Source organism: Nocardioides sp. GCM10028917 (assembly GCF_042666175.1).
In the GTDB taxonomy this organism is placed as follows: Bacteria; Actinomycetota; Actinomycetes; order Propionibacteriales; family Nocardioidaceae; genus Nocardioides.
The window spans coordinates 1,419,577-1,443,353 of the sequence record NZ_JBHTFL010000007.1 but is presented as its reverse complement, the minus strand read 5'-3'; the positions used below and the strand labels follow the sequence as shown (position 1 = coordinate 1,443,353).

Sequence of the window (23,777 nt, the reverse complement as noted above, 5' to 3'; positions counted from 1 at the left end):
CGATGAGGCTGCAGCACCCCGACGGCACCGTCGTCCACCTCGGCTACGGCACCAACGTCCTGCCGGCCGAGGACGTCGACGGGCTCATCGCCCAGGTGGGCACGTACGGCGACCGGCTGCGCCAGCACCTCGGCACCGACCGCGTCGGCCTCGGGATGTGGCTCCCGGCGGCCGCGGCGCGCCGCCTCGCCTCCGACCTCGACGCCGTGGCCCGGCTGCGGGACGCGATCGACGAGCACGGCGTCGAGATCGTCACCCTCAACGCCTTCCCCTACGCCGCCTTCCAGGACGAGGTCGTCAAGAAGCGCGTCTACCACCCGACCTGGGCGGAGCGCTCCCGCCTCGACTACACCCTCGACGTGGCCCGCGTGCTGGCCGCGCTGATGCCGGAGGACGCCGTCCGGGGCAGCATCTCGACCCTGCCGCTCGCCTGGCGCGCGCCGTGGCTGGCCGACCGCCAGTCGCACGCCGAGCTGCACCTCAAGGCCCTGGCCGAGGGGCTGGCCGAGGTCGAGGCCGAGACCGGGCGCACCGTGCGGGTCGCCTTCGAGCCCGAGCCCGGCTGCGTCATCGAGACCATCGCCGAGGCGGTCGAGCGGCTCGACGCGGCCGACCGCGAGCGGATCGGCGTGTGCCTGGACCTGTGCCACCTCGCCGTCGGCTTCGAGGACGCGACCGACGCGCTCGCCCGGCTCGACGCCGCCGGCCTCGACGTCGTCAAGGTGCAGCCGGCCGCCGCGCTGGTCGTCGACGACCCCGCCGACCCGGACACCCGCGCCGCGCTGACGTCGTACTCCGAGGACCGCTTCCTGCACCAGGTCCGCCAGCGCGTCGGGCAGCGGCTCGCGTCCCGCGACGACCTCCCCGACGCCCTCGACGGACGCCGGCCGCTCGACGACCGGTCGCCGTGGCGGGTGCACTTCCACGTGCCGGTCCACGCCGACCCCGCGCCACCGCTGCGCAACAGCCGCGACGACCTGCGAGCCTCGCTGGACGCGCTCCTCGGCGGCGACACCGCCCGCACCGACCACCTCGAGGTCGAGACCTACACCTGGTCCGTGCTGCCCGACGGTGCCCCCGCCGACGACGACGCCCTGGCCGCCGGGCTCGCCGCCGAGCTGGCGTGGGTGCGCGACGAGCTCGTCGGGCTCGGCCTCACCCCCCTCGACTGACCGACCTCCCCGCCCCCCACACCCCAGACAGGACGCCACCGTGGCCCACCCCAAGCTGCTCGTCGTCGACCTCGTCGGCCTGACCCCCGACCTGCTCCGGCACATGCCCCGCCTGCGCCGCCTCGCCGACGCGGGCTCGCAGGCCACCCTGGAGCCGATCCTCCCGGCCGTGACCTGCTCGGTGCAGTCGACGTTCCTCACCGGCCTGCCGCCGTCCGGACACGGCGCCGTGGGCAACGGGTGGTACTTCCGCGAGCTGGGCGAGGTCTTCCTCTGGCGCCAGCACAACAAGCTCGTCAAGGGCGAGAAGGTGTGGGAGACGATCCGCCGCGAGCGCCCCGACTACACCGTCGCCAACGTCTGCTGGTGGTACGCCATGGGCATGACGACCGACTACACGGTCACCCCGCGGCCGATCTACTACGCCGACGGCAAGAAGGCCCCCGACTGCTACACCCGTCCGCCCGAGCTCCACGACGAGCTCGTCGACGCGCTCGGCGAGTTCCCACTGTTCACCTACTGGGGCCCGACCGCCGCGATCGCCTCGAGCGAGTGGATCATCGCCGCCACCCGCCGGCTGATGCCGCGCAGCGACCTCACCCTCTGCTACGTCCCGCACCTCGACTACGACCTCCAGCGCTTCGGCCCGGACTCCGACGAGGCCGTGAGGGCCGCCCGCGAGATCGATGCCGCGCTGGCGCCGCTCCTCGACGACGCGGAGCGCACCGGCGTCACCACGCTGGTGCTCTCGGAGTACGGCATCACCGACGCCGACCAGCCCGTCGACGTCAACCGGATGCTGCGGCGCAGCGGGCTGCTCGAGGTCTACACCCAGGACGGCATGGAGTACCTCGACCCGTGGACCTCGCGGGCCTTCGCCGTCGCCGACCACCAGGTCGCGCACGTCTACGTCGACGACCCCGCCGACCTCGAGACGGTCCGCGGGCTGTGCGCGGAGCTTCCCGGCGTCGACCAGGTGCTCGACCGCAGCGCGCAGGCGGCGTACGGCCTCGACCACGAGCGTTCCGGCGACCTGGTGCTCGTCGCCGACGAGACCGCCTGGTTCACCTACTACTACTGGCTCGACGACGCCCGGGCGCCCGACTTCGCCCGGGGCGTCGAGATCCACCGCAAACCGGGCTACGACCCCGCCGAGCTGTTCTTCGATCCCGAGGACAAGGCGGTCAAGCTCAAGGCCGGGCTCACCCTCGCCAGGAAGATGGCGGGGCTGCGGTACGCGATGAAGGTCGTGCCGCTCGACCCGTCGCCGGTGCGCGGCACCCACGGACGGCTGCCGAAGGACCCCACGCTGGGGCCCATGCTCGTGTGCAGCACCCCGGGCGCGGTCTCCGGGTCGGTGGCCGCCACCGACGTGCGCGACCTGATGCTGAGGCTCGCCGGCACCTCTTGACGTCAAGAAACTCCGACCCCGGTGTCAGAGCCGACATGCGCGCGGACCAGAATCTGGTCATGCGCCTGGACCACGTCAGCTTCGCCGCCGGACCTGATGGACTTGCCAGCACCGCCCAGCGCATCGGGGGGCTGCTCGGCACCGACTTCGTCGACGGGGGCATCCATCCCCGCTTCGGCACCCGCAACATGACCCTGCCGCTGGCCGGCGACATCTACATGGAGATCGTCGAGGTCCTCGACCACCCCGCCAGCGACAAGGCCCCCTTCGGCCAGGCCGTTCGCGCCCGCTCCGCCCTCGGCGGCGGCTGGCTCGGTTGGGTCGTCTCCGTCGCCGACATCTCCCAGATCGAGTCGCGGCTCGGTCGCGAGGCGGTCAAGGGCAACCGTCGTCGTCCCGACGGCACCGAGCTGCTCTGGCAGCAGATCGGCGTCAACGGCCTGCTCTCCGACCCGCAGCTGCCGTTCTTCATCCAGTGGCAGTCCTCCTCGGACCTCCACCCCAGCAACGGCGCGACGGGCGCGTACTCCCTCGACTGCCTCGAGATCGCCGGCGACCCCCAGCGCGTCAGCGAGTGGCTCGGCGAGACCGTCGAGGCGCCGCTCGAGGACGTGAAGGTGGAGTGGGTCGCCCCCAACGGCACCCCCGGCATCGTCGCGGTCCAGCTGCAGACCCCCCACGGGCTCGTCCGTATTTGAAGCCACGCCCCTCTCCGAACATCTGGAACACCCCCGAGCTGTACGAGCTCGAGAACCGCGCCGCCGATCCCCACGACCGCATCGCGACCGCGATGCGCGAGATCGGTGACTGGGCGGGGCGCACGGTCCTCGACATCGGCTGCGGCAGCGGCTTCCACCTCCCGATGTGGGCCGGGTCCGCGGCGCGGGTGGTCGGCGTCGAGCCGCACCCGCCGCTCGTCGCGCTCGCGCGTCGTCGTATGCGCTCGCTGGTGCACGTCCGCGTCCTCGAGGGCGGCGCCCAGGCGCTCCCCCTGCCCGACGCGTCCGTCGACGTGGCGCACGCCCGCTGGGCGTACTTCTTCGGCCCCGGCTCGGAGCCCGGGCTGAGGGAGCTCGACCGGGTCGTACGCCGCGGGGGCACCGCGTTCGTGGTCGACAACGACCCGACCCGGTCCACGTTCGGTCGCTGGTTCCGCCGCGGCTTCCCCGAGGTCGACCCCGGGGCGGTGGAGCGGTTCTGGTCGATGCACGGCTGGCAGCGGCGGCCGATCGACATGGGGTGGTCCTTCGCCTCGCGCGTGGACCTCGAGTCCGTCGTCCGCATCGAGCTGCCGCCCGAGGTGGCCGAGGAGGCGCTCGTCTCCCACCGCGGCACCGACGTCGACTACGCGGTCAACCTCTGGTGGCGCCACTTCTGAGCTGGCGTCAGCTCGACTCGCGGATCGCCAGCGTCGGCTCGAGGAGCACGCCGCGCGTCTCGACGGGCTGGTGGGAGAGCAGGGCGCGCAGGGTGCGGATGATCTCGACCGCCACGTCCTCCAGCGGCTGGCGTACGGACGTGAGACCCACCGGGTAGACCTGGGCGACCTGGGAGTCGTCGAAGCCGACCACGCCGATGTCGCGTCCGGGCGCGAGCTGCCGGATCCAGAGGGTGTGGAGGACGCCCATCGCGAGGGTGTCGGACGCGCAGACGAACGCCGTCGGGGCGGACTCGTCGAGCAGCACCGCGGCCGCCTCGGCGCCGCTGTGGACGACGTCCTCGACCCTGGAAGCCATGCCGGTCGTGGAGAGGCCGTTCTTGTGCATCGTGCGCAGCCAGCCGGAGCGCCGGTCCTCGCCGATCGGGGAGTCCTTGCGCCAGCCGATCCACGCGATCCGCGTGTGGCCGCGGTCGATGAGGTGCTGGGTGGCGAGCGCGATGCCCGCGGCGCCGTCGACGTCGACCCACACGTGGCGGGCCTCGTCGTCGTCCCACGGCCGGCCGAAGGCGACGAACGGGGCGCGCTGCTGGCTCAGCCACGCGGCCTGCGGGTTGCCGAGGTAGGTGTCGGTGACGACGAAGGCGTCCACCGCGGTCGAGCGCAGCAGGTTGTCGTAGCCGCCGACCGGGTCCTCGTCGTCGCCCGGGAAGAGGAGGACGTGGTAGCCGACCCCCTCGCTCGCCTCGACCAACGAGTGCACGAACCGGTCCATCGCGGCGTTGGCGGTGCCCTCCTGGGCGGGGGCGAAGCGCAGGCCGATGAGGGACGACGTACGGGTGCGGAGGTTGCGGGCGGCGCGGTTGGGTGAGTAGCCGAGCTCGGCGATCGTCTGGCGCACCCGCTCGAGGGTGTCGGGGCGCAGCAGGTCGGGGTTGTTGACCGCGTTGGACACCGTCTGGCGCGACACCCCGGCGCGCTCGGCGACGTCGGCGAGGGTGGGCGGCGTCACCGGCAGCGTGCTCCCGGTGCGGTGCTCGTTGCGCGCCATGGCTCCCCCTCCCGATCGCCCTAGATCGATCCAACCGGGTGAGCATAAGCCCCGGCCCCGCGGGGGCACGCCCACCGGACGGGTGAGGCACGGCGCGCGCGGCGGGCGCCGGGGTGTCGGTGGGCTCGCCTAGCGTGTGGTGCATGTCGACGAAGACCGCTCGGGTGCGCTCCTCCTACCGCTGCTCGGAGTGCGGGTGGGAGACGGCCAAGTGGGTCGGCCGCTGCGGGGAGTGCCAGGCCTGGGGGTCCGTCGCCGAGGCGGGCGCGCCGACCCTGCGCGCCGCCGCCGGTCCGGTCTCGACGCCGGCGGTGCCCATCGGCCAGGTCTCGATCACGGAGTCGGTCGCGCGGCCCAGCGGGGTCCCCGAGCTCGACCGCGTCCTCGGCGGCGGGCTCGTGCCGGGCGCCGCCATCCTGCTGGCCGGCGAGCCGGGCGTCGGCAAGAGCACGCTCCTGCTGGAGGTGGCCGCGCAGACCGCGAGCACCCGGCAGCGCACCCTCTACGTCACCGGCGAGGAGTCGGCCGCCCAGGTGCGGCTGCGCGCCGACCGCACCGGCGGCGTGCACGACGAGCTGTTCCTCGCCGCCGAGACCGACCTCGGGGCGGTGCTCACCCACATCGAGGACGTACGACCGACGCTGCTGGTCGTCGACTCGATCCAGACGATCGGCGCCTCGGGCATCGACGGCGTCCCCGGGGGCGTCACCCAGGTCAAGGAGGTCGCCGCCGCGCTGATCCGCGTCGCGAAGACCCGCAACATCACCACGATGATCGTCGGCCACGTCACCAAGGACGGCTCGATCGCCGGCCCGCGGGTGCTCGAGCACCTCGTCGACGTGGTGCTCCACTTCGAGGGCGACCGCAACTCCCGCTTCCGCATGGTCCGTGCCATGAAGAACCGCTACGGCCCGGTCGACGAGGTTGGCTGCTTCGATCTGTCCTCCGAGGGCATCTCCGCCGTCACCGACCCGACCGGGCTCTTCGTCGAGCACCACACCCAGGACGTCTCCGGCACCTGCGTGGCCGTGACGATGGAGGGACGCCGGCCGCTGCTGGCCGAGGTGCAGGCGCTGCTGACGCCGTCCCCGCTCGAGCGGCCCCGCCGTACGGTCTCGGGCGTGGAGTCGTCGCGGGTCGACATGGTGCTCGCCGTCCTCCAGCGGCACGCCCGGCTGCGGATCGCCGGCAGCGACACCTTCGTCGCGACCGTCGGCGGGGCCAAGCTGCACGACCCCGCTGCCGACCTGGCGATCGCGGTCGCCGTGGCGAGCTCCCACCTCGGTGTGCCGCCGCCGCGGGGGGCCGTGGCCATCGGCGAGATCGGCCTCGCCGGGGAGCTGCGCCGGGTGCGCGACCTGCCGCAGCGGATCGCCGAGGCGTCACGGCTCGGCTTCAAGGTGGCGGTCGTCCCCCGTGGGCGGGCGTTGCCCAGCGAGCGCGGGATCCCCTCGCGACGCGTGGTCGACGGCCTCCGCGTGGTGGAGGTCGACGACGTCCTGGGCGCCCTGCTCACCCTCGACCTGACGCCGCCCCTCTGACGAGCGGGGGGCGCCTCACCGCGGACGGAGGCCCCTAGCGGCGAAACGATCGGTGGATCGACCCCGCCCACCCCTACACTTCACCCGATGGCGCACGGGGGCGCCCGAGGAGAGAGCACGTGGAGGGACCGGTGGCAGAGCGCATCGACGAGCAGCTGAGGCTGCGCGCGACCCTGGCCTCGATCGCACCGGGCACGCCCCTGCGCGACGGGCTCGAACGCATCCTCCGCGGCCGCACCGGCGCGCTGATCGTCCTGGGGCTCGACAGGGTCGTCGAGTCCATCTCGACGGGCGGCTTCACCCTCGACGTCCCCTTCACCGCCACCGGCCTGCGCGAGCTGGCCAAGATGGACGGCGCGATCGTCATCGACAAGGACATCACCCGCATCCACCGGGCCGCGGTCCACCTGATGCCCGACCACACGATCCCGTCCGAGGAGACCGGCACCCGCCACCGCACCGCCGAGCGCGTCGCCAAGCAGACGGGCCACCCCGTCGTCTCGGTGTCCCAGTCGATGCAGATCATCGCGGCCTACGTCGGCGAGATCCGCCACGTCCTCGAGGACTCCGGCAAGATCTTGTCCCGCGCCAACCAGGCCCTCGCCACCCTCGAGCGCTACAAGCTCCGCCTCGACGAGGTCTCCGCGACCCTGTCCGCCCTCGAGATCGAGGACCTCGTCACGGTGCGCGACGTCGCCGTCGTCGCGCAGCGCCTCGAGATGGTCATCCGGATCGCCCGCGAGATCGAGGACTACGTCCTCGAGCTCGGCACCGACGGACGCCTCCTCTCCCTCCAGCTCGAGGAGCTCGTCACCGGCGTCGACGCCGAGCGCGACCTCGTCGTCCGCGACTACCTCCCGGGCGGCCGTCGCCGTCAGGCCGACCCGTCCTCCCACGTCGCCGAGCTCGAGGCCCTCTCCCCGACCGAGCTGGTCGACCCGGCGGCGGTGGCCCGTGCCATCGGCCTCGGCGGCGCCGAGCACCTCGACGCCGCCGTCGCCCCGCGCGGCTACCGGCTCCTCGCCAAGGTCCCCCGACTTCCCGCGGCCGTCGTCGACCGCCTCGTCGACCACTTCGGCGGCCTCCAGCAGCTGCTCTCCGCAGGCATCGACGACCTCCAGGCCGTCGAGGGCGTCGGCGAGCTCCGTGCCCGCAGCGTGCGCGAGGGCCTCTCCCGCCTCGCCGAGTCGAGCATCACCGAGCGCTACATCTGAGACGCGCAGCCGGCCGCGAGGAACGAGCGGTCGGTGTGGGCGCGGCCATGTCGAGCAAGGCCCACGACCGAGGCACGAGGTCGTGACGGCCGCGTCGAGACCTCACCAGGTCGTACGACGTACGCGCGGGCGCGGAGGCACGGGCCACACCCGCCGCACGTGCCCGTGTTGTTGCCCCCGACCCGGCGATCCGCGGGCCACAACCGCCGCACGTGCGAGGGTCCGGGATCGGGGGCGCGACGTACCCATCACCGGACGACTTGGCGGGCGATTCTGACTCCTGGTGGCCGTTGCAACGGCCTCGAGGAGACAGTTTCCCCGCTCGAGCGGGGACTTCGACAGGTGGAACGACAGGCGGAACGACAGGCGGAACGACAGACCAAACGGCCGGAGCGATCAGCCGGCGGAGTTGCCCGCGCCGTCCTCGCCGGGCGTGTGCGAGGTGTCGCCGTTCTTGTTGTTCTTGTTCTTGCCGCCCTGCTGCTGGGGGTCCGCGGTGGTGGTGACCACAGCGGGCACACCCCCGGTGAGCTCGAACTGGACGTCGGTGGCGTCACCGCCGAGCGCCGCGGCCTGCACGTGGTAGAAGCCCGGCATCGCCCAGTCGGTCCACTTCGTGCAGCCCTCGTCGGACCGTTTGGCCGACCAGGTGACGACGACCGGGGCGTCGACGGCCTGCCGGACCACCACGTCCTGCGGCGGGATCGACACCGGACACTCGCGGCTGCTCCAGATGTAGTCGCTGCCGGAAGTGATGGTGACGGTCATCGTCTCCGGCGACGCCTGCCAGGTGCAGGCCTCGGTGACGAGGGTGCGGAGGTTGATCGTGATCGGGACGTCCGCGCCACCCGCCGCGGACGTCAGGACAGGCGTGGCGACGATGTCGGACTCGGTGCACGGCCCGGTCGGCTCGGCCAGGACCGGCTCCGGCGGCACGGTCTCCACGGTGCGGTTCCTCTTCTTGCCCTTCTTGCCGGTGCCGGGCGCCACCTCGGCGGTCGGGCCGGCCGTGGGCGCAGCGGTCGTCTCGGTGGTCGCGCCTGCCTGCGCGGCCGTGGCCCTCGACTGGTCCTTGCCGTCGGCCGAGCCGCCGAGCACGCGGGCGAGCACGACGACGAGCAGCACCGGGACGACGAGGACGACGAGGCGTCGGGTCCAGTAGACCCGGGCCGGGAGCGGCCCACGAGGTCGTACGGTCGTCGGCATGGGTTCAGGTTAGGTAGCGGTCGGCCCGTCTCGGCGGAGGCGCACCGGCTCACCTACGATCGCCGCGATGGACGCACTGTTCCCGAGCGCGCTGCACGACGCCGTGCTCGACTGGTACGACGACCACGCGCGCGACCTGCCGTGGCGCGGGGAGTCCGCCACCCCCTGGTCGGTGATGGTCAGCGAGTTCATGCTGCAGCAGACGCCGGTCGCGCGCGTGCTGCCGGTCCACGCCGTATGGCTCGAGCGGTGGCCGACCCCGTCCGCGCTGGCCGCCGACCCCACCGGGGAGGCCGTGCGGATGTGGGGGCGGCTCGGCTACCCGCGTCGTGCCCTCCGCCTCCACGCGGCGGCGACGGCCATCGTCGAGCGCCACGCCGGCGAGGTGCCGGCATCGTACGACGACCTGCTCGCGCTCCCCGGCGTCGGCGACTACACCGCCGCGGCGATCGCCAGCTTCGCCTTCGGCCAGCGGCACGTCGTGCTCGACACCAACGTCCGCCGGGTCCTCACGCGCGCGGTCTCCGGGCGCGAGCTGCCCGCGCCGGCCGTCACCCGCGCCGAGCGCGACGTGGCGACCACGCTGCTGCCCGACGACCCCGCCACGGCCGCCACGTGGGCGGTGGCGACGATGGAGCTCGGGGCGTTGGTGTGCACCGCCCGCCAGCCGTCGTGCGACGCCTGCCCCATCGCGGCGGACTGCACGTGGCGCGGCGCCGGCTTCCCGGCGTACGACGGACCGCCCCGCCGCGGACAGGCCTGGGCGGGCACCGACCGGCAGTGCCGCGGCCGGATCCTGGCGCTCGCCCGGGAGGCCGACTCGATCGGCGCCGCGCAGCTCCGGGTCGCCTGGCCGGAGGACGAGCAGCGTGAGCGGTGCCTCGCCGGGCTCGTCGCCGACGGGCTCCTGACGCAGATCACCCCGGGGCGCTGGGCGCTCCCGGGGTGATCAGGTGAGGACGTGTCGGATCAGGCCTCGTTGGCCTTCGGCACGTCGGTGGGACCCTCGGTGTCGTCCGGACCGACGACCGGGGCGCCATCGGCGTCGACAGTCTCCAGCGGAGGCATGTCAGGAACCGCGGAGTTCTTCTGGCCCCTGAAGGTGAACTTGGCCTGGGGGCCCTCTCCCTCGACGTCGACCAGCACGATCTGGCCGGGACCGACCTCACCGAAGAGCATCTTCTCGGCGAGCACGTCCTCGATCTCTCGCTGCACCGTGCGGCGCAGCGGACGCGCACCGAGGACCGGGTCGAAGCCGCGCTCGGCCAGCAGCGCCTTGGCGGGCTGGGTGAGCTCGAGCGACATGTCGCGGTCCTTCATGCGCAGCTCGACGGCCGCGATCATGTTGTCGACCATCGCCACGATCTGCTCCTGCGACAGCGGCGGGAAGACCACGATCTCGTCGACACGGTTGAGGAACTCGGGACGGAAGTGCTGCTTGAGCTCCTCCGACACCTTGCTCTTCATCCGCTCGTAGGAGCCGGCGGCGTCCGCGCCGACCGCGCCGAAGCCGAGGTTGACGCTCTTGGCGATGTCACGCGAACCCAGGTTCGTGGTCATGATGATGACGGTGTTCTTGAAGTCGACGACGCGACCCTGGGAATCCGTCAGTCGACCTTCCTCGAGAATCTGCAACAGGCTGTTGAAGATGTCGGGGTGGGCCTTTTCGACCTCGTCGAAGAGAACGACGGAGAACGGCTTGCGGCGCACCTTCTCGGTGAGCTGGCCGCCCTCTTCGTACCCGACGTAGCCGGGAGGCGAACCGAACAGTCGCGACACCGTGTGCTTCTCGGAGAACTCGCTCATGTCGAGCTGGATGAGCGCCTCCTCGTCACCGAAGAGGAACTCCGCGAGCGTCTTGGACAGCCACGTCTTGCCGACACCCGAGGGGCCGGCGAAGATGAACGACCCACCGGGGCGCTTGGGGTCCTTGAGCCCGGCACGCGTGCGACGGATCGCGCGGGAGAGTGCCTTGACGGCCTCCTCCTGGCCGATGACCCGCTTGTGGAGCTCGTCCTCCATCTTGAGCAGACGGGTCGACTCCTCCTCGGAGAGCTTCACGATCGGGATGCCCGTGGCCACGGCCAGGACCTCGGCGATCAGCTCCTCGTCGACCTCGGCGATCTCGTCGAGGTCGCCGGCGCGCCACTGCTTCTCGCGGTCGGCACGGCGGGCGGAGAGCTGCTTCTCCTCGTCGCGCAGTCGGGCTGCGGCCTCGAAGTCCTGCCCGTCGATCGCGGCCTCCTTCCGCTGGCGCACGTCGGCGATCTTCTCGTCGTACTCGCGCAGGTCCGGCGGCGCGGTCATCCGGCGGATGCGCAGTCGCGAACCGGCCTCGTCGATGAGGTCGATGGCCTTGTCCGGCAGGAACCGGTCGGAGATGTAGCGGTCGGCCAGCGTCGCCGCCGAGACCAGGGCCTCGTCCGTGATGGTGACGCGGTGGTGCGCCTCGTAGCGGTCGCGGAGGCCCTTGAGCATCTCGATGGTGTGCGCGATCGAGGGCTCCTGCACCTGGATCGGCTGGAAGCGGCGCTCGAGCGCGGCGTCCTTCTCGAGGTACTTGCGGTACTCGTCGAGCGTGGTGGCACCGATGGTCTGCAGCTCGCCGCGGGCCAGCATCGGCTTGAGGATGCTGGCGGCGTCGATCGCGCCCTCGGCCGCACCGGCGCCGACGAGCGTGTGGATCTCGTCGATGAACAGCACGATGTCGCCGCGGGTGCGGATTTCCTTGAGCACCTTCTTGAGGCGCTCCTCGAAGTCACCGCGGTAGCGCGAGCCGGCGACGAGGGCGCCGAGGTCGAGCGTGTAGATCTGCTTGTCCTTCAGCGTCTCCGGCACGTTGCCCTTGACGATGTCCTGCGCGAGGCCGGCCACGATCGTCGTCTTGCCGACGCCGGGCTCGCCGATGAGGACGGGGTTGTTCTTGGTGCGGCGCGACAGGATCTGCATCACGCGCTCGATCTCCTGCTCGCGCCCGATGACCGGGTCGAGCTTGCCCTCACGCGCGGCCTGGGTGAGGTTCTGGCCGAACTGGTCGAGGACCAGCGAGCTCGACGGGGTCTCGCCGCCGGAGCCGGAGGTCTGGGCGCCGGCGGTCGCCGACTCCTTGCCCTGGAAGCCGCTGAGCAGCTGGATGACCTGCTGGCGGACCCGGTTGAGGTCGGCGCCGAGCTTCTGCAGGACCTGGGCCGCGACGCCCTCGCCCTCCCGGATCAGGCCGAGCAGGATGTGCTCGGTGCCGATGTAGGAGTGGCCGAGCTGGAGCGCCTCGCGGAGCGAGAGCTCGAGCACCTTCTTGGCGCGCGGCGTGAACGGGATGTGGCCGGACGGGGCCTGCTGACCCTGCCCGATGATCTCCTCGACCTGGGCGCGCACGGCCTCCAGGGAGATGTCGAGGGACTCGAGGGCCTTGGCTGCGACGCCCTCGCCCTCGTGGATGAGGCCGAGCAGGATGTGCTCGGTCCCGATGTAGTTGTGGGAGAGCATGCGGGCCTCTTCCTGGGCCAGCACGACAACTCGCCGGGCTCGGTCGGTGAACCGCTCGAACATGTGCGCTCCTCTACGTCTGCGTGGTCCGCTGGCCTCCCACCGGGGCGGGAGCACGGACACTGGGCTCAACGCCCGACATCAGCCTACGTGTTCCCGGGGCGCAGACGAGCCCGTCCGCTATCAGCGAACGGGCTCGGCAGCGTTGGAGGGGGAGAGCGTACGTCAGTGGGCGGCGTCGTAGGCCTGCTGCACGTCGGCGGAGATGCGGCCGCGCTCCGAGACCTCCATGCCCTGGCCCTTGGCCCACTCGCGCACGTCCTTGGTGTTGGAGGACGACGAGGAGGACGATCCGCCGGACGAGCGGCGGGTGCGGCGGCCACCGCCGTTGACCTTGCGGGCATGGCCGACGTAGCCGCTCAGCGCCTCGCGGAGGGAGGCGGCGTTGGCGTCGTTCAGGTCGATCTCGTAGGTGGTGCCGTCGAGGCCGAAGGACACGGTCTCGGTGGCCTCGGTGCCGTCGAGGTCGTCGACGAGAACGATGTTGACCTTTTGTGCCATGTGAATTCCTTTGCTTTGTGCGCGCTTCAGGCTGAACGCGTCGAATGCAGTGTGGCACTACTCGTTGATGCGCACAAAGGAGTCAGGAATTCCCTGACGCGGTTCGTCCACTTCAGTCGAGGGTGATGAAAGCTTGCATTTCCCGCGCCGGGTTTCGTCCTTGCGACAATCGAACAAGCAAATCAGTGCCAAAGGGAACGAAGGGAGATCCCATCAATTCGTGAAGTAGAACTCCAGGACGGGACGATCAACGCAGACGGACCGTGAAGTCCTGGCCCTTGCACGTCTTGGCCATCTCGCTCTCGAGGGTGTCGCTGTGCGTGTAGATCTCGACGCCACCGCCCCAGTCGCGCACGAGGTCACACAGGCCGACAGGGTCGAAGCTGTCGAGGCCGTACGCGTAGGGCCGCGGCAGCTCGTCGTCCTTGTCGACCGGGAGCTGCAACAACCAGAAGTTGACGAACGCGTTGTCACCGGGGTCGTCGAACCAGCGCGACACGATGACCTTTCTCGCGGGGTCCTCCAGCTTCAGGAGCTCGCGGACAGCCGGGTCGAGCGCGCTGGACCGGTCCGGGAGCGCGATGGACACGGCGGGCAGGGCCGACGACAGTCGGTAGTCCGGCGTGCGGTGGGCGATCGGGTAGTCGACGGAGCTCACCGGCCGAGGGTCTGCCGGCGGGATCTGCATCAGGAGCACGCCCGCGAGCAGGGCCGTCCCGACGACCAGGCTGCCGCGCTGGGTACGCCGCAGTCCCGGCACTGCGAAGGCACCCCGGGCGGACATGAGCAGGACCATCGGCGCGAGGAACGAGAGGGTCCACCCGAACTTCTGCGGGTAGTAGCCCCAGGGCCCTCCCGCGGAGCCCGCGCGCTGGTGCATCAGGTAGAGGATCCCGATGGCTCCTGCCAGCCCGACCACCACGGTGCCCACCAGGTCCAGACGCACCGGGCTCCACACGGACAGCACGAGCAGCACGCCCAACGGAACGAACCAGTACACCGGCGGAAGGTTCTCGCCGTACGCCGGGAACAGGCCTTCTGCAGCGAGCGCGTCGGAGGCGGCCGTGATGTCGCTGCGCGTGACGAGCCCGAGGTAGGCGAGGAGGACGGCCAACGGCGTGACCCAGGCGACCAGCGCCACTCCGCGGAGGTCGAGATGAGCGCGTCGCCGCCACACCACCACGGCGAGCCCGAGGCCGGCGGGAAGCAGGACCAGCGGCGCCCATGCGGCCAGCAGTCCGGTGCCGACGATCGCGAGGACGCCGGAGGAGACCACGGGTCGTCGCTCGGACGAGGTCCACGCCACCCAGGCGGCCAGGACCAGGATCGCGGCGGGCAGGGAGTTCCAGAAGCCGTAGACGAACACGAGGCCGGCCAGCGACCACGTCCAGGGGATCACCGCGGCGACCAGGCCGAGGACAGCACGACTCCAGACCCTCGACGCCGGGAAGGCAGAGGCCACCAGGAGACCCGCCAGCAGGCTAGTGGCGCCCACCATCAGCAGCAGGGCCTCGGACGCGCGGTAGAGGTCGTGGGCGAGCAGGTCGCCCCGGCCGACCCCTGAGCGCCCGGGTGCGGCGAAGAGCGCCACGACCTCGTTGGCGAGCGGTGCCGGGTTGCGGTGGGAGGACGGGTCGAGTCCTCCGTCCTCGACGAGGAAGCGGGAGGAGACGAGGTTCCAGGTGTTGTCGTTCCTCATCATCCAGGCGAGCTTCGGGCTGTCCGAGAGCCATCGCGCCAGCGGCACCGTCACGACCTGCAGCACCGAGACCGCGGCCAGCCCCGCTCCGAGCGCCAGCTGGGACCCGGACACCGCGAGCGCCGTGGCACGACGACGCCAGAGGACGACGAGACCTATGGCGGCGACGACTGCCGGGACGGTCAGCATCGTGGTCAGGGAGGCACCGAGCACAGGCCACAACCGCATGCTCACCGCGAGCAGGGCGAACGCCCCCGACAGGACCGCTGCCAGCGCGAGGGTGGTGCTGAGCCAGGAGCGCAGAACGAGCGTCGTCGTGACCACCGCTGTGAGGAGGAGCGCCGCCGGACTGCCGCCCGCGACGACGACACCGCACGCACCGACCAGCGCGGCTCCCAGGATGCCCACGACCACGCCGTGCCGCGCGTTCGAGGGCTCGGGGTCGCCGAACGTCCCCGCGGGTTCGCCTTCGTCACCGACGTGTGGCTGTGCGGCGCCTGCGACGCGTGACGTCACCTCGAGTACCCCCGTCGATCATGGTCAGGACCCCCGTGATGCTACGTGTCGGCCGGGCGAGGTCCGGTCGAGGTCCTAGGAGTTGCGCTCGAACACGAGCCGGAGTCCCTGCAGCGTGAGCCACGGGGAGTGCTCGGTGAAACACGCGCAGTCGTCGACGAGGAGCGCGGCCAGGTGGCCCGTCGAGATCACCGTGACGTCGCCGGCCGGAGCTCCGAGCTCGGCGATCATGCGCGCCACCAGCCCCTCCACCTGCGCCGCGACGCCGAAGACCATCCCGCTCTGGAGCGCCTCGACCGTGTTCTTGGCGATCACCGACCGCGGGCGCGCGAGCTCGACCTTGCGCAGCTGGGCCCCGCGCCGACCGAGCGCCTCGAGGGAGGTCTCGATGCCGGGCGAGATCGCGCCGCCGACGTACTGCCCCTTGCCGTTGACGACGTCGAACGTCGTCGCGGTGCCGAAGTCGACGACGATCGCGGGACCGCCGTAGATCGTCGCGGCGGCCAGCGAGTTCACGATCCGGTCGGTACCGACCTCGCGCGGGTTGTCCATCAGCACCGGGATGCCGGTGCGCACGCCCGGCTCGACGACGATCGCCCTGACGTCGTGGAAGTGCCGCTCGAGCATCTCGCGCCACTCGTGCAGCACTGCCGGGACGGTGGCGCACACGACGATGCCGTCGACGTCGTCGACCCGCTCGTCGAGCAGCCCCCGGAGCAGGACCGACCACTCGTCGGCCGTGCGGCGCTCGTCGGTGTTGACCCGCCAGTGGGCGGTGACCTCCTCGCCGTCGAGGAGGCCGAGGAAGGTGTGGCTGTTGCCGATGTCGGCGGCGAGCAGGCTCATTCGACGAGGTCCATCCCGATGTCGAACACGACCACGGAGTGGGTGAGCGCCCCGACCGAGACGAAGTCGACGCCCGTGGCGCCGATGCGCGCGGCTCGCTCGATGGTGATCCCGCCGCTGGCCTCGAGCGGCACCCGCCCGGCCGTACGTCGTACGGCGTCCGCCATCAGCTCGTCAGTCATGTTGTCGAGCAGGATCCGGTCCGGCGGCGCGGGCAGGGCGAGCAGGTCGTCGAGCTGGTCGAGCGTCGTCACCTCGACCTCGACGGGCAGCCCCGGGTGCCGGCCACGAATGGCCTCCAACGCGGGGAGCACTCCCCCGGCGGCGATGACGTGGTTGTCCTTGACCATCGCCATGTCCTGGAGGCTCGAGCGGTGGTTGACCCCACCACCGCAGCGCACGGCGTACTTCTGCAGCGCGCGCAGGCCGGGCAGCGTCTTGCGGGTGTCGAGCACCCGCGTCGGGGACCCGTCCAGCGCCTCGACCCAGCGGGAGGTGGCCGTCGCGATGCCCGCGAGGTGGCACGCGAGGTTGAGCGCGGTGCGCTCGGCGACGAGCATCCGCTGGGTCAGCCCCTCGACACGCATCACGACGTCGCCCTTCTCGACGCGCGTCCCGTCGGGCAGGCGGTCGGTGAGGGTCGCGTCGGCGCCCACCATGAAGAAGGCGACCGCGGCGACCCCGAGGCCGGCGACGACACCCGGCTCGCGCGCCCCGAAGACGGCCTCGGCGCGGGCGTCGGCCGGGATGGTCGACTCGCTGGTCGGGTCCTCATGAGGTCGCTCGGGGAGGTCCTCCATGAGCGCGCGCGACACGACGTCCCAGACGTGGTCGGGGTCGAGCCCCGCAGAAGTGAGGTCGTCGATGACCTCGGTGGGCACGTCACGCAAGCTGCTCATGCGGGAACCTCGGCGCTCGACGGGTCGGTGGAGGGCGCGTACGTCCACTCGACGGCCACGCGGCCGTCGCTGTCACGCCACGAGTCGACGTGGCCGGCCCTCGTGTCGTCGCGGTCGGGGTGGTCCTCGCGCCAGTGCGAGCCGCGGGTCTCGGTGCGCAGCGCCGCGGCCCGGGCGAGGGCGGTGCTGACGGTCAGCAGGTTGGTGGTCTCCCAGGCGTCGGGGCCGACCTCGGCCGCACCGTGGTCGAGCGACCCGAGGAAGGTCAACGCATCGGCGAGTCCGGCCGCGTGGCGCAGCACGCCGACGCGGGTGGTCATCGTCTCCTGCATCGACCGGCGGCGCTCCCCCGAGACGAGGCCCTCGGGGCGCTCGTCGACGACGGGGTCGGCCCAGTCGCGCAGCTCGCCGGGCAGCACGTCGGCGATGCGGCGCGAGAACACCAGCCCCTCGAGCAGCGAGTTGGACGCGAGCCGGTTGGCGCCGTGGACGCCCGAGCAGGCGACCTCGCCGGTGGCGTAGAGGCCCGGGACCGTCGTACGCCCCCACAGGTCGGTCGCCACGCCGCCGGACGCGTAGTGCTGCGCCGGGGCGACCGGGATCAGCTCGGTCACGGGGTCCACACCGTGCTCGCGGCAGACGCCCAGGATGGTGGGGAAACGCTTGCGCCAGAACGCGTCCCCGAGGTGGCGGGCGTCGAGCCACATGTGCGGCTGGCCGGTCTCGATCATCCGGCGGGTGATCGCCTTGGCGACCACGTCGCGGGGCGCGAGGTCAGCGAGCGGGTGCTCGCCCTGCATGAAGCGGTTGCCGTCGACGTCGACGAGGAACGCCCCCTCGCCGCGCACCGCCTCGGAGATCAGCGGCTGCTGGCCCTGGGAGTCGGGGCCGAGCCACATGACGGTGGGGTGGAACTGCACGAACTCGAGGTCGCGGACCCGGGCGCCCGCCCGCATCGCGAGGGCCATCCCGTCCCCGGTGGACACGCTGGGGTTGGTGGACTGGCTGAAGACCTGGCCGAGGCCACCCGAGGCGAGGACGACCGCCCGGCAGTGCACGGCACCCACCCCGTCGCGCTGGCCCTCGCCGAGGACGTGCAACGTCAGGCCGGCCACGCCGCCGTCAGCGGCGAGGAGCAGGTCGACGGCCAGTGCGTGCTGGACGACCTCGATCTCCGGCGCCCGCTCGACGGCGGCGATCAGCGCTCGCTGGATCTCCGCGCCCGTGGCGTCGCCGCCGGCGTGGGCGATGCGGTCGCGGTGGTGGCCGCCCTCGCGGGTCAGCGAGAGCTCGCCGTCGGGGTGGTGGTCGAACTGCGTGCCGAGGGCGATCAGCTCGCGCACCGCCTCGGGGCCTTCGGTCACCAGGACGCGTACGGCCTCCACGTCGCAGGCACCGGCGCCCGCGACGAGCGTGTCGCGCTCGTGCTGCTCAGGGGTGTCGCCCGGCCCCAGCGCTGCGGCGATCCCGCCCTGGGCCCACTGCGTGGACCCGGCGGCGAGGACGTCCTTGGTGACGACGAGCAGGCGCAGCGACGGGTTCGCGGCGTGGATGCGCAGCGCGGCGGTGAGCCCGGCGATGCCGGAGCCCACCACGACGACGTCGGCACGCGTGGTCCAGCCGGGCGCCGGGGCACGGAGGCGGCCCGGGACCGGCCGGTGGGAGGTCATCCGCGCAGGCTATCGAGCGACGAGGTCACCGCGGGACAGGGTCTCGTCGCCGAAGGTGTCGGCGGGGTCGGGGCCGGTGCCCATGATCTTGTTGTCGGCGTCGACGAAGACGACGTGCGGCTCGAGCTCCTTGGCCTCCGCGGTGTCCATCTGGCCGTAGCCGATGAGGATGACCGTGTCGCCGGGGTGCACCAGCCGGGCGGCGGCACCGTTGATGCCGATTACCCCCGAGCCGCGCTCGCCGGCGATCGTGTAGGTCTCGAGCCGGGCGCCGTTGGTGACGTCGACGATGTGGACGAGCTCGCCCGCCAGCAGGTCGGCGGCGTCGAGCAGGTCCTCGTCGACGGTGACCGACCCGACGTAGTGCAGGTCGGCCTGGGTCACCGTGGCCCGGTGGATCTTGGACTTCATCATCGTGCGCAGCATCAGCTGTTCCTTCCAGAGGTGGTCGAGGCCGCGGACGCGGTCCCCGCCAGTCCCGCACCGGGGACGATGCGGTCGAACGTGAGCGGCATGTTGTCGATCAGCCGCGTGGTGCCCACCCGCGCAGCCACGAGGATCCGGCCCTCACCGGTCTCGTCCGGCTCACCGAGGTCGGTGGAGGTGAGCGCGAGGTAGTCGAGCTCGAGGCCGGCCTCGGCCCTGAGGACCGACATCGCGGCCCAGCGCGCGGCAGGTACGCCGTACGCCGCCCGCTCCTGCGCGGCGCGCAGCGCCCGACTGAGGGCGACCGCGGCCTCCCGCTGGCCGGCGTCGAGGTAGCGGTTGCGGCTGGAGAGGGCCAGGCCGTCGGGCTCGCGGACCGTCTTGGCACCGACGACCTCGATGCCCATGCAGAGGTCGCGGACCATCCGGCGGACGAGGACGAGCTGCTGGTAGTCCTTCTGCCCGAAGACGGCGATGTCGGGGCGGACCAGGCCGAACAGCTTGGCGACCACGGTCAGCACCCCGTCGAAGTGCCCGGGCCGCGACGCGCCGTCGAGGATCGTCGCCAGCGTGCCGGGTGCCACGGTCACGCCGTCGTGGACGGAGTCGTGGCTGAAGCCGCCGGGATACATCTCCTCCACGCTCGGGGCGAAGACGACGTCGACCCCCTCGGCGGCGCAGACCTCGAGGTCGGCGTCGAGGGTGCGGGGGTAGCGGTCGAGGTCCTCGGTCGGGCCGAACTGCATCGGGTTGACGAAGATGCTGACCACCACGGGTCCGCTGGTGGCAGCTCGCGCGGCCCGCATGAGGCTGGCGTGGCCGTCGTGCAGGGCGCCCATGGTGGGCACGAACGCGATCCGGTCACCGGCGCGGCGGGCGCCGGCGAGCAGGCCGGCGAGCTCCTCGCGGGTCGACGCGAGGGCAGGGGTCGTGGTCATCGAGCGTGCCGGTCCAGCCGGGTGGGGGCGGTCGCGGCGTCGAGGACGCCGAGCATCTTGGTGGCGCGGATGGGCAGCAGCCGGCCGTCGGTCACCGCCCGGCCCAGGGTGGCGCGGGCCATGGCGAGGTACGACGGCAGCGTCTGCGGCGCCGTGGCCTCGAGGTCGGCCACGTGGGCGCGGACGGTCTCCACGTCGCCACGCACGATCGGGCCGGTGAGGGCCGCGTCGCCGTCCTCGAGCGCGTTGTCGAGGGCGGCGGTGAGCAGCGGGCGGAGCGTGGCGGCAGGGTCCTCGGCGCCGGCGGCGGAGAGGATCTCCATCGCCTCGGCGACGAGCGTGACGAGGTGGTTGGCACCGTGGGCCAGGCCCGCGTGGTAGAGCGTGCGGCGGTCCTCGGCGACCCACATCGCGCGGCCGCCCAGGTCGGCCACGAGCGACTCCGTGAGCTCACGGTCGACGTCGTCGGCAGTCACGCCGAACACGCAGCCGGCGAGGCGAGGCAGGTCGACCTCGGTGCCGGTGAAGGTCATCGCGGGGTGCAGGGCGACGGTGCGGGCACCGACCTCCCGCGCCGGCTCGAGCACGGCCAGGCCGTGACGGCCGCTCGTGTGGACGACGACCTGTCCCTCGCGGATCGCCCCGCTCGCGCTCAGCATCGTGACGACGTTGGACAGCATGTCGTCCGGGACCGTCAGCAGCAGCAGGTCACTGGCGCGCGCGACGTCGGTCGGCTTGGCGACGGTGACGCCGGGCAGCAGGTCGTCGACACGACCCCGCGAGGCGTCGGACTCGCCGGCGGCGGCCACGACCTCGTGGCCGGCGGACCGGAGGGCGGCAGCCAGGACGGCGCCGACACGACCGGCGCCGATCACGCCGACGGCGAACGTCGGGTGCGACACCGGGCGGAGGACAGGGTCGTGCGTCATGTGGTGACCTCTTCGTTTCAGTCCCGTGGCGGGTACCGATCTACTGCGATCAACATCGAGCCTACGCCCGCGGATTCCGCTGTGGGAACGCAACGGCGACGTGACGAGCACCACTCGCCCCTGAGCACTCCCTGCCTGAGGAGGGTCAGCGGCGCAGGATGCGGCGGGCGGCCGAGCTGCCCGCGAGCTGCACGACCTGCACGAGCAGCACGATCGCGATGACCGCCGTCCAGGTGACGACGGTGTCGAACTGCCGGAAGCCGTACTGCAGGGCGAAGTTGCCCAGTCCCCCGCCGCCGATGACGCCGGCCACCGCGGTCATGTCGACCAGCGCGACGAAGGCGAAGGTGTAGCCGAGGACCAGCGGACCGAGCGCCTCGGGGAGCACCACGGTCCGGACGATGCGGCCCCGGCCGGCGCCGACGGACCGGGCAGCCTCGATGACGCCGGGGTCGACCGTCACGAGGTTCTGCTCGACGATGCGGCTGATGCCGAAGGCGGCGGCGAGCGTGAGCGCGAAGATGATGGCCGGGTTGCCGATGCCGGTGCCCACGACCACCCGGGCGAGCGGCTGGACGGCGGCGATGAAGATGACGAACGGGATCGGTCGGAAGAAGTTGACCAGCACGTTGAGCACGAGGTTGACCGGGCGGCTGGCGTAGAGGCCCCCACCGCGGGTGACGTACAGCCCGAGGCCCAGCAGCAGGCCGAGCAGGCCACCGAGCGTCAGGGTGATGGCCACGATGTAGAGGGTCTCCCACGCCGCGTCCCAGAAGAGCGGCCAGAGCTCGCTCATGTTGGAGTCGGTCATCGCGGCAGCTCCTTCGCGGGGACGAGCGCTCGTACGGCGTCGACCGCGGCGTCCACGGCCGCGGGATCTCCGTCAAGGGCGAGGGTGAGGTTGCCGAAGGTCTCGCCCTGGACCTCCTCGATGCCGCCGAAGACGAGCTCGAAGCGCACGCCGTGCTCGAGGAGCACCGCGAACACGTCGCTCTGGCGCACGTGGTCGCCGCGGAACGCGAGCTTGACGAAGCGCCCGGAGTGCCGGGCGTGGAGGGCGGCCAGCGCCTCGGCGTCGGGCTCGTCGTCGACGATGGTCGAGACGAACCGGCGGGTGACGGGCTGCTGCGGGTCGGAGAGCACCCGCACGACCGGGCCCTCCTCGACGATGCGGCCGGCCTCCATCACCACGACGCGGTGCGCCAGGCTGCGCACGACGTCCATCTCGTGGGTGATCACCACGATGGTGATGCCGAGCTCGCGGTTGACCCGGCGCAGGAGGGCGAGCACCTCCTGGGTCGTCTCCGGGTCGAGCGCGCTGGTCGACTCGTCGGCGAGCAGGAGCCGCGGGTTGGTGGCGAGCGCGCGGGCGATGCCGACGCGCTGCTTCTGCCCGCCCGAGAGCGCCTCGACGTGGCTGTGGGCCTTGTCGGCGAGGCCGACGAAGTGGAGCAGGTCGGAGATCCGGGCGTTCTGCTCGGCCTTCGGGACGCCGGCCACCTCGAGCGGGTAGGCGATGTTGCCCCACACGGTGCGCGACCGGAACAGGTTGAACTGCTGGAAGATCATCCCGATCCCCAGCCGCACCTCGCGCAGCTCGCGCTCCTTCAGGCCGGTGATCTCGCGACCACCGACCCGCACGCTCCCCGAGGTGGTGGTCTCGAGCGCGTTGATCAGCCGCACGAGGGTGGACTTGCCGGCGCCGGAGTAGCCCACGATGCCGACGATCTCACCGGCCTCGACCGTCAGGTCGACGCCGCGGATCGCCTCGACGGGCGTCCGGCCGCGTGCGGCCGGGAACGTCTTGTGCACGTCGGTGAGCTCGACGAGCGGCATCGTGGACTCCTCCCCTACGAGCGGCGGTTACTGGCGTGCCGCGGTGTCGGCCTCGACGTCGTCGAGCGACGCCTGCAGCTCGTCCTGCGGGACCTTCACCAGCTCGGCGGTGCCGCCGGACACGTCCTGCACGCCGTCGAGGACGGCCTGCGTCTCCTGGTAGACCTCGACGAGCTTGAGCAGCGTCGGGTCGTCGCGGTCCTCGGCGCGGACGGCGAAGACGTTGACGTACGGCAGCGCGTTGGGGTCGTCGACGTCGTCGGTGGCCAGCGCGTCCTCGAACGAGAGGCCGGCCTTCTCGACGAAGTCGTTGTTGATGACCGCCGCGGCGACGTCGGGGAGCGAGGTGGGCGTCAGGTCGGCCTTGATCGCCTTGACCTCCACCGTGGAGGCGGACTCGTCGATGTCGGCGAGCGTGGAGTAGATCGAGCCGCCGTCCTCGAGGGTGATGAGGCCGGCCGACTGGAGGATCAGCAGGGCGCGGGCCTGGTTGCTGTCGTCGTCGGGGACGACCACCGTGTCGCCGTCCTGGATCTCGTCGACGGAGTCGACCTTGGAGGAGTAGAGCCCGAGCGGGTAGATCGCGGTCGAGCCGAGCGGCACGATGTCGTCGTCGTTCGCGACGTTGTACTCCGCGAGGTAGACGAGGTGCTGGAACTGGTTGATGTCGAGCTCGCCCTCGCTCAGCGCGGGGTTGGGCTGGGTGTAGTCGGCGAAGTCCTTGACCTCCAGGTCGATGCCCTCGTCGGCCGCGGCGTCGACCAGGACCTGCCAGTACGGGTCGCTGGCGCCGACCGTGCCCAGCACGACCTTCTCGCGCTCCTCACCGCTGGCGGCACCGGCGTCGTCGCCACCCCGGGACCAGAGGAAGCCACCGACCACGGCGATGACCGCCAGGACGGCGATGCCGATCAGGAGCGGCGTACGTCGCTTGGCGGGAGGTGCGATCTGGGGGTGGTTCTCGGACATGGCGGAGCCTTTCGTCGTACGTCGTGGGC

At 72.0% G+C, this 23,777-nt stretch carries 21 protein-coding genes; 7 read left to right on the top strand and 14 right to left on the bottom strand.

Features of this window, described 5'->3' with window-relative positions; translation table 11 throughout:
- Window positions 1–2: 2 nt before the first annotated feature.
- From eboE to ACFQW6_RS16250, 4 genes are read left to right on the top strand one after another with little or no spacing between them, the layout of a single operon-like run.
- The gene (eboE, locus tag ACFQW6_RS16265; protein WP_378547427.1) at window positions 3–1,172 is read left to right on the top strand and encodes a metabolite traffic protein EboE; all 1,170 of its coding nucleotides are present in this window, start codon (window positions 3–5) and stop codon (window positions 1,170–1,172) included.
- Between the two features lie 40 nt (window positions 1,173–1,212).
- Complete coding sequence (locus ACFQW6_RS16260) at window positions 1,213–2,583, top strand: alkaline phosphatase family protein (RefSeq protein WP_378547424.1); 1,371 nt, start codon at window positions 1,213–1,215, stop codon at window positions 2,581–2,583.
- A 59-nt stretch (window positions 2,584–2,642) separates the two neighbouring features.
- Window positions 2,643–3,281 carry a VOC family protein gene (locus ACFQW6_RS16255; protein WP_378547421.1) on the top strand — a complete coding sequence of 213 codons (639 nt, stop codon included), beginning with the start codon at window positions 2,643–2,645 and terminating at the stop codon, window positions 3,279–3,281.
- The gene (locus ACFQW6_RS16250; protein ID WP_378547418.1) at window positions 3,278–3,961 is read left to right on the top strand and encodes a class I SAM-dependent methyltransferase; all 684 of its coding nucleotides are present in this window, start codon (window positions 3,278–3,280) and stop codon (window positions 3,959–3,961) included. The genes ACFQW6_RS16255 and ACFQW6_RS16250 overlap by 4 nt, the downstream gene beginning before the upstream one ends.
- A gap of 7 nt (window positions 3,962–3,968) precedes the next feature.
- Here ACFQW6_RS16250 and ACFQW6_RS16245 read toward each other — a convergent pair whose 3' ends face one another.
- Window positions 3,969–5,012: a LacI family DNA-binding transcriptional regulator gene (locus ACFQW6_RS16245; RefSeq protein WP_378547415.1), complete on the bottom strand. Its 1,044-nt coding sequence runs from the start codon at window positions 5,010–5,012 to the stop codon at window positions 3,969–3,971.
- Window positions 5,013–5,155: 143 nt separating this feature from the next.
- Here ACFQW6_RS16245 and radA point away from each other — a divergent pair, with 143 nt between their 5' ends.
- Window positions 5,156–6,553, top strand: a complete 1,398-nt coding sequence (radA, locus tag ACFQW6_RS16240) for a DNA repair protein RadA (RefSeq protein ID WP_378547412.1) — start codon at window positions 5,156–5,158, stop codon at window positions 6,551–6,553.
- Window positions 6,554–6,672: 119 nt separating this feature from the next.
- A complete protein-coding gene (gene disA / locus ACFQW6_RS16235) occupies window positions 6,673–7,767 on the top strand; it encodes a DNA integrity scanning diadenylate cyclase DisA (protein ID WP_378547409.1) in 1,095 nt (364 codons plus the stop codon).
- A gap of 396 nt (window positions 7,768–8,163) precedes the next feature.
- Here the strand turns inward: disA and ACFQW6_RS16230 are convergent, their stop codons facing one another.
- On the bottom strand, window positions 8,164–8,973 hold the full coding sequence (locus ACFQW6_RS16230) for a hypothetical protein (protein ID WP_378547406.1): 810 nt from the start codon (window positions 8,971–8,973) through the stop codon (window positions 8,164–8,166).
- A gap of 67 nt (window positions 8,974–9,040) precedes the next feature.
- Here ACFQW6_RS16230 and ACFQW6_RS16225 point away from each other — a divergent pair, with 67 nt between their 5' ends.
- Window positions 9,041–9,922, top strand: coding sequence for an A/G-specific adenine glycosylase (locus tag ACFQW6_RS16225; RefSeq protein ID WP_378547403.1), 882 nt, complete (start codon window positions 9,041–9,043; stop codon window positions 9,920–9,922).
- Between the two features lie 20 nt (window positions 9,923–9,942).
- Here the strand turns inward: ACFQW6_RS16225 and ACFQW6_RS16220 are convergent, their stop codons facing one another.
- The 12 genes from ACFQW6_RS16220 to ACFQW6_RS16165 form a co-directional block, all read right to left on the bottom strand.
- Complete coding sequence (locus ACFQW6_RS16220) at window positions 9,943–12,522, bottom strand: ATP-dependent Clp protease ATP-binding subunit (RefSeq protein ID WP_378547400.1); 2,580 nt, start codon at window positions 12,520–12,522, stop codon at window positions 9,943–9,945.
- Window positions 12,523–12,684: 162 nt separating this feature from the next.
- On the bottom strand, window positions 12,685–13,020 hold the full coding sequence (locus ACFQW6_RS16215; protein WP_378547397.1) for an Lsr2 family protein: 336 nt from the start codon (window positions 13,018–13,020) through the stop codon (window positions 12,685–12,687).
- 247 nt (window positions 13,021–13,267) lie between these two features.
- On the bottom strand, window positions 13,268–15,235 hold the full coding sequence (locus ACFQW6_RS16210) for a hypothetical protein (RefSeq protein ID WP_378547394.1): 1,968 nt from the start codon (window positions 15,233–15,235) through the stop codon (window positions 13,268–13,270).
- Between the two features lie 75 nt (window positions 15,236–15,310).
- Window positions 15,311–16,081 (bottom strand): type III pantothenate kinase, encoded by a 771-nt coding sequence (locus tag ACFQW6_RS16205; protein ID WP_378547391.1) that lies wholly within the window; start codon window positions 16,079–16,081, stop codon window positions 15,311–15,313.
- A complete protein-coding gene (nadC, locus tag ACFQW6_RS16200) occupies window positions 16,078–16,980 on the bottom strand; it encodes a carboxylating nicotinate-nucleotide diphosphorylase (RefSeq protein WP_378547388.1) in 903 nt (300 codons plus the stop codon). Before nadC ends, ACFQW6_RS16205 begins: the two co-directional genes overlap by 4 nt.
- Window positions 16,977–18,650: an L-aspartate oxidase gene (locus tag ACFQW6_RS16195; protein WP_378547385.1), complete on the bottom strand. Its 1,674-nt coding sequence runs from the start codon at window positions 18,648–18,650 to the stop codon at window positions 16,977–16,979. The genes nadC and ACFQW6_RS16195 overlap by 4 nt, the downstream gene beginning before the upstream one ends.
- Window positions 18,651–18,659: 9 nt before the next feature.
- The gene (gene panD / locus ACFQW6_RS16190) at window positions 18,660–19,076 is read right to left on the bottom strand and encodes an aspartate 1-decarboxylase (RefSeq protein ID WP_378547382.1); all 417 of its coding nucleotides are present in this window, start codon (window positions 19,074–19,076) and stop codon (window positions 18,660–18,662) included.
- On the bottom strand, window positions 19,076–20,014 hold the full coding sequence (gene panC / locus ACFQW6_RS16185) for a pantoate--beta-alanine ligase (RefSeq protein WP_378547378.1): 939 nt from the start codon (window positions 20,012–20,014) through the stop codon (window positions 19,076–19,078). The genes panD and panC overlap by 1 nt, the downstream gene beginning before the upstream one ends.
- The gene (locus ACFQW6_RS16180; RefSeq protein ID WP_378547375.1) at window positions 20,011–20,943 is read right to left on the bottom strand and encodes a Rossmann-like and DUF2520 domain-containing protein; all 933 of its coding nucleotides are present in this window, start codon (window positions 20,941–20,943) and stop codon (window positions 20,011–20,013) included. Before ACFQW6_RS16180 ends, panC begins: the two co-directional genes overlap by 4 nt.
- A gap of 145 nt (window positions 20,944–21,088) precedes the next feature.
- Window positions 21,089–21,754 carry a methionine ABC transporter permease gene (locus ACFQW6_RS16175; protein WP_378547372.1) on the bottom strand — a complete coding sequence of 222 codons (666 nt, stop codon included), beginning with the start codon at window positions 21,752–21,754 and terminating at the stop codon, window positions 21,089–21,091.
- Window positions 21,751–22,779 (bottom strand): methionine ABC transporter ATP-binding protein, encoded by a 1,029-nt coding sequence (locus ACFQW6_RS16170; protein ID WP_378547369.1) that lies wholly within the window; start codon window positions 22,777–22,779, stop codon window positions 21,751–21,753. The genes ACFQW6_RS16175 and ACFQW6_RS16170 overlap by 4 nt, the downstream gene beginning before the upstream one ends.
- A 27-nt stretch (window positions 22,780–22,806) precedes the next feature.
- Window positions 22,807–23,748, bottom strand: a complete 942-nt coding sequence (locus ACFQW6_RS16165; protein ID WP_378547366.1) for a MetQ/NlpA family ABC transporter substrate-binding protein — start codon at window positions 23,746–23,748, stop codon at window positions 22,807–22,809.
- Between the last annotated feature and the right edge of the window lie 29 nt (window positions 23,749–23,777).

What these genes read in the sequence shown, in the direction of transcription:
- ACFQW6_RS16215 (WP_378547397.1), bottom strand. Translation starts at nt 13,020, where the DNA reads ATGGCACAAAAGGTCAACATCGTTCTCGTCGACGACCTCGACGGCACC.
- nadC (WP_378547388.1), bottom strand. Translation starts at nt 16,980, where the DNA reads ATGAGCAGCTTGCGTGACGTGCCCACCGAGGTCATCGACGACCTCACT.
- ACFQW6_RS16195 (WP_378547385.1), bottom strand. Translation starts at nt 18,650, where the DNA reads ATGACCTCCCACCGGCCGGTCCCGGGCCGCCTCCGTGCCCCGGCGCCC.
- ACFQW6_RS16175 (WP_378547372.1), bottom strand. Translation starts at nt 21,754, where the DNA reads ATGACCGACTCCAACATGAGCGAGCTCTGGCCGCTCTTCTGGGACGCG.
- ACFQW6_RS16245 (WP_378547415.1), bottom strand. Translation starts at nt 5,012, where the DNA reads ATGGCGCGCAACGAGCACCGCACCGGGAGCACGCTGCCGGTGACGCCG.
- ACFQW6_RS16225 (WP_378547403.1), top strand. Translation starts at nt 9,041, where the DNA reads ATGGACGCACTGTTCCCGAGCGCGCTGCACGACGCCGTGCTCGACTGG.
- ACFQW6_RS16230 (WP_378547406.1), bottom strand. Translation starts at nt 8,973, where the DNA reads ATGCCGACGACCGTACGACCTCGTGGGCCGCTCCCGGCCCGGGTCTAC.
- panD (WP_378547382.1), bottom strand. Translation starts at nt 19,076, where the DNA reads ATGCTGCGCACGATGATGAAGTCCAAGATCCACCGGGCCACGGTGACC.
- ACFQW6_RS16255 (WP_378547421.1), top strand. Translation starts at nt 2,643, where the DNA reads ATGCGCCTGGACCACGTCAGCTTCGCCGCCGGACCTGATGGACTTGCC.
- panC (WP_378547378.1), bottom strand. Translation starts at nt 20,014, where the DNA reads ATGACCACGACCCCTGCCCTCGCGTCGACCCGCGAGGAGCTCGCCGGC.
- ACFQW6_RS16205 (WP_378547391.1), bottom strand. Translation starts at nt 16,081, where the DNA reads ATGAGCCTGCTCGCCGCCGACATCGGCAACAGCCACACCTTCCTCGGC.
- ACFQW6_RS16180 (WP_378547375.1), bottom strand. Translation starts at nt 20,943, where the DNA reads ATGACGCACGACCCTGTCCTCCGCCCGGTGTCGCACCCGACGTTCGCC.
- ACFQW6_RS16170 (WP_378547369.1), bottom strand. Translation starts at nt 22,779, where the DNA reads ATGCCGCTCGTCGAGCTCACCGACGTGCACAAGACGTTCCCGGCCGCA.
- radA (WP_378547412.1), top strand. Translation starts at nt 5,156, where the DNA reads ATGTCGACGAAGACCGCTCGGGTGCGCTCCTCCTACCGCTGCTCGGAG.
- eboE (WP_378547427.1), top strand. Translation starts at nt 3, where the DNA reads ATGAGGCTGCAGCACCCCGACGGCACCGTCGTCCACCTCGGCTACGGC.
- ACFQW6_RS16220 (WP_378547400.1), bottom strand. Translation starts at nt 12,522, where the DNA reads ATGTTCGAGCGGTTCACCGACCGAGCCCGGCGAGTTGTCGTGCTGGCC.
- ACFQW6_RS16165 (WP_378547366.1), bottom strand. Translation starts at nt 23,748, where the DNA reads ATGTCCGAGAACCACCCCCAGATCGCACCTCCCGCCAAGCGACGTACG.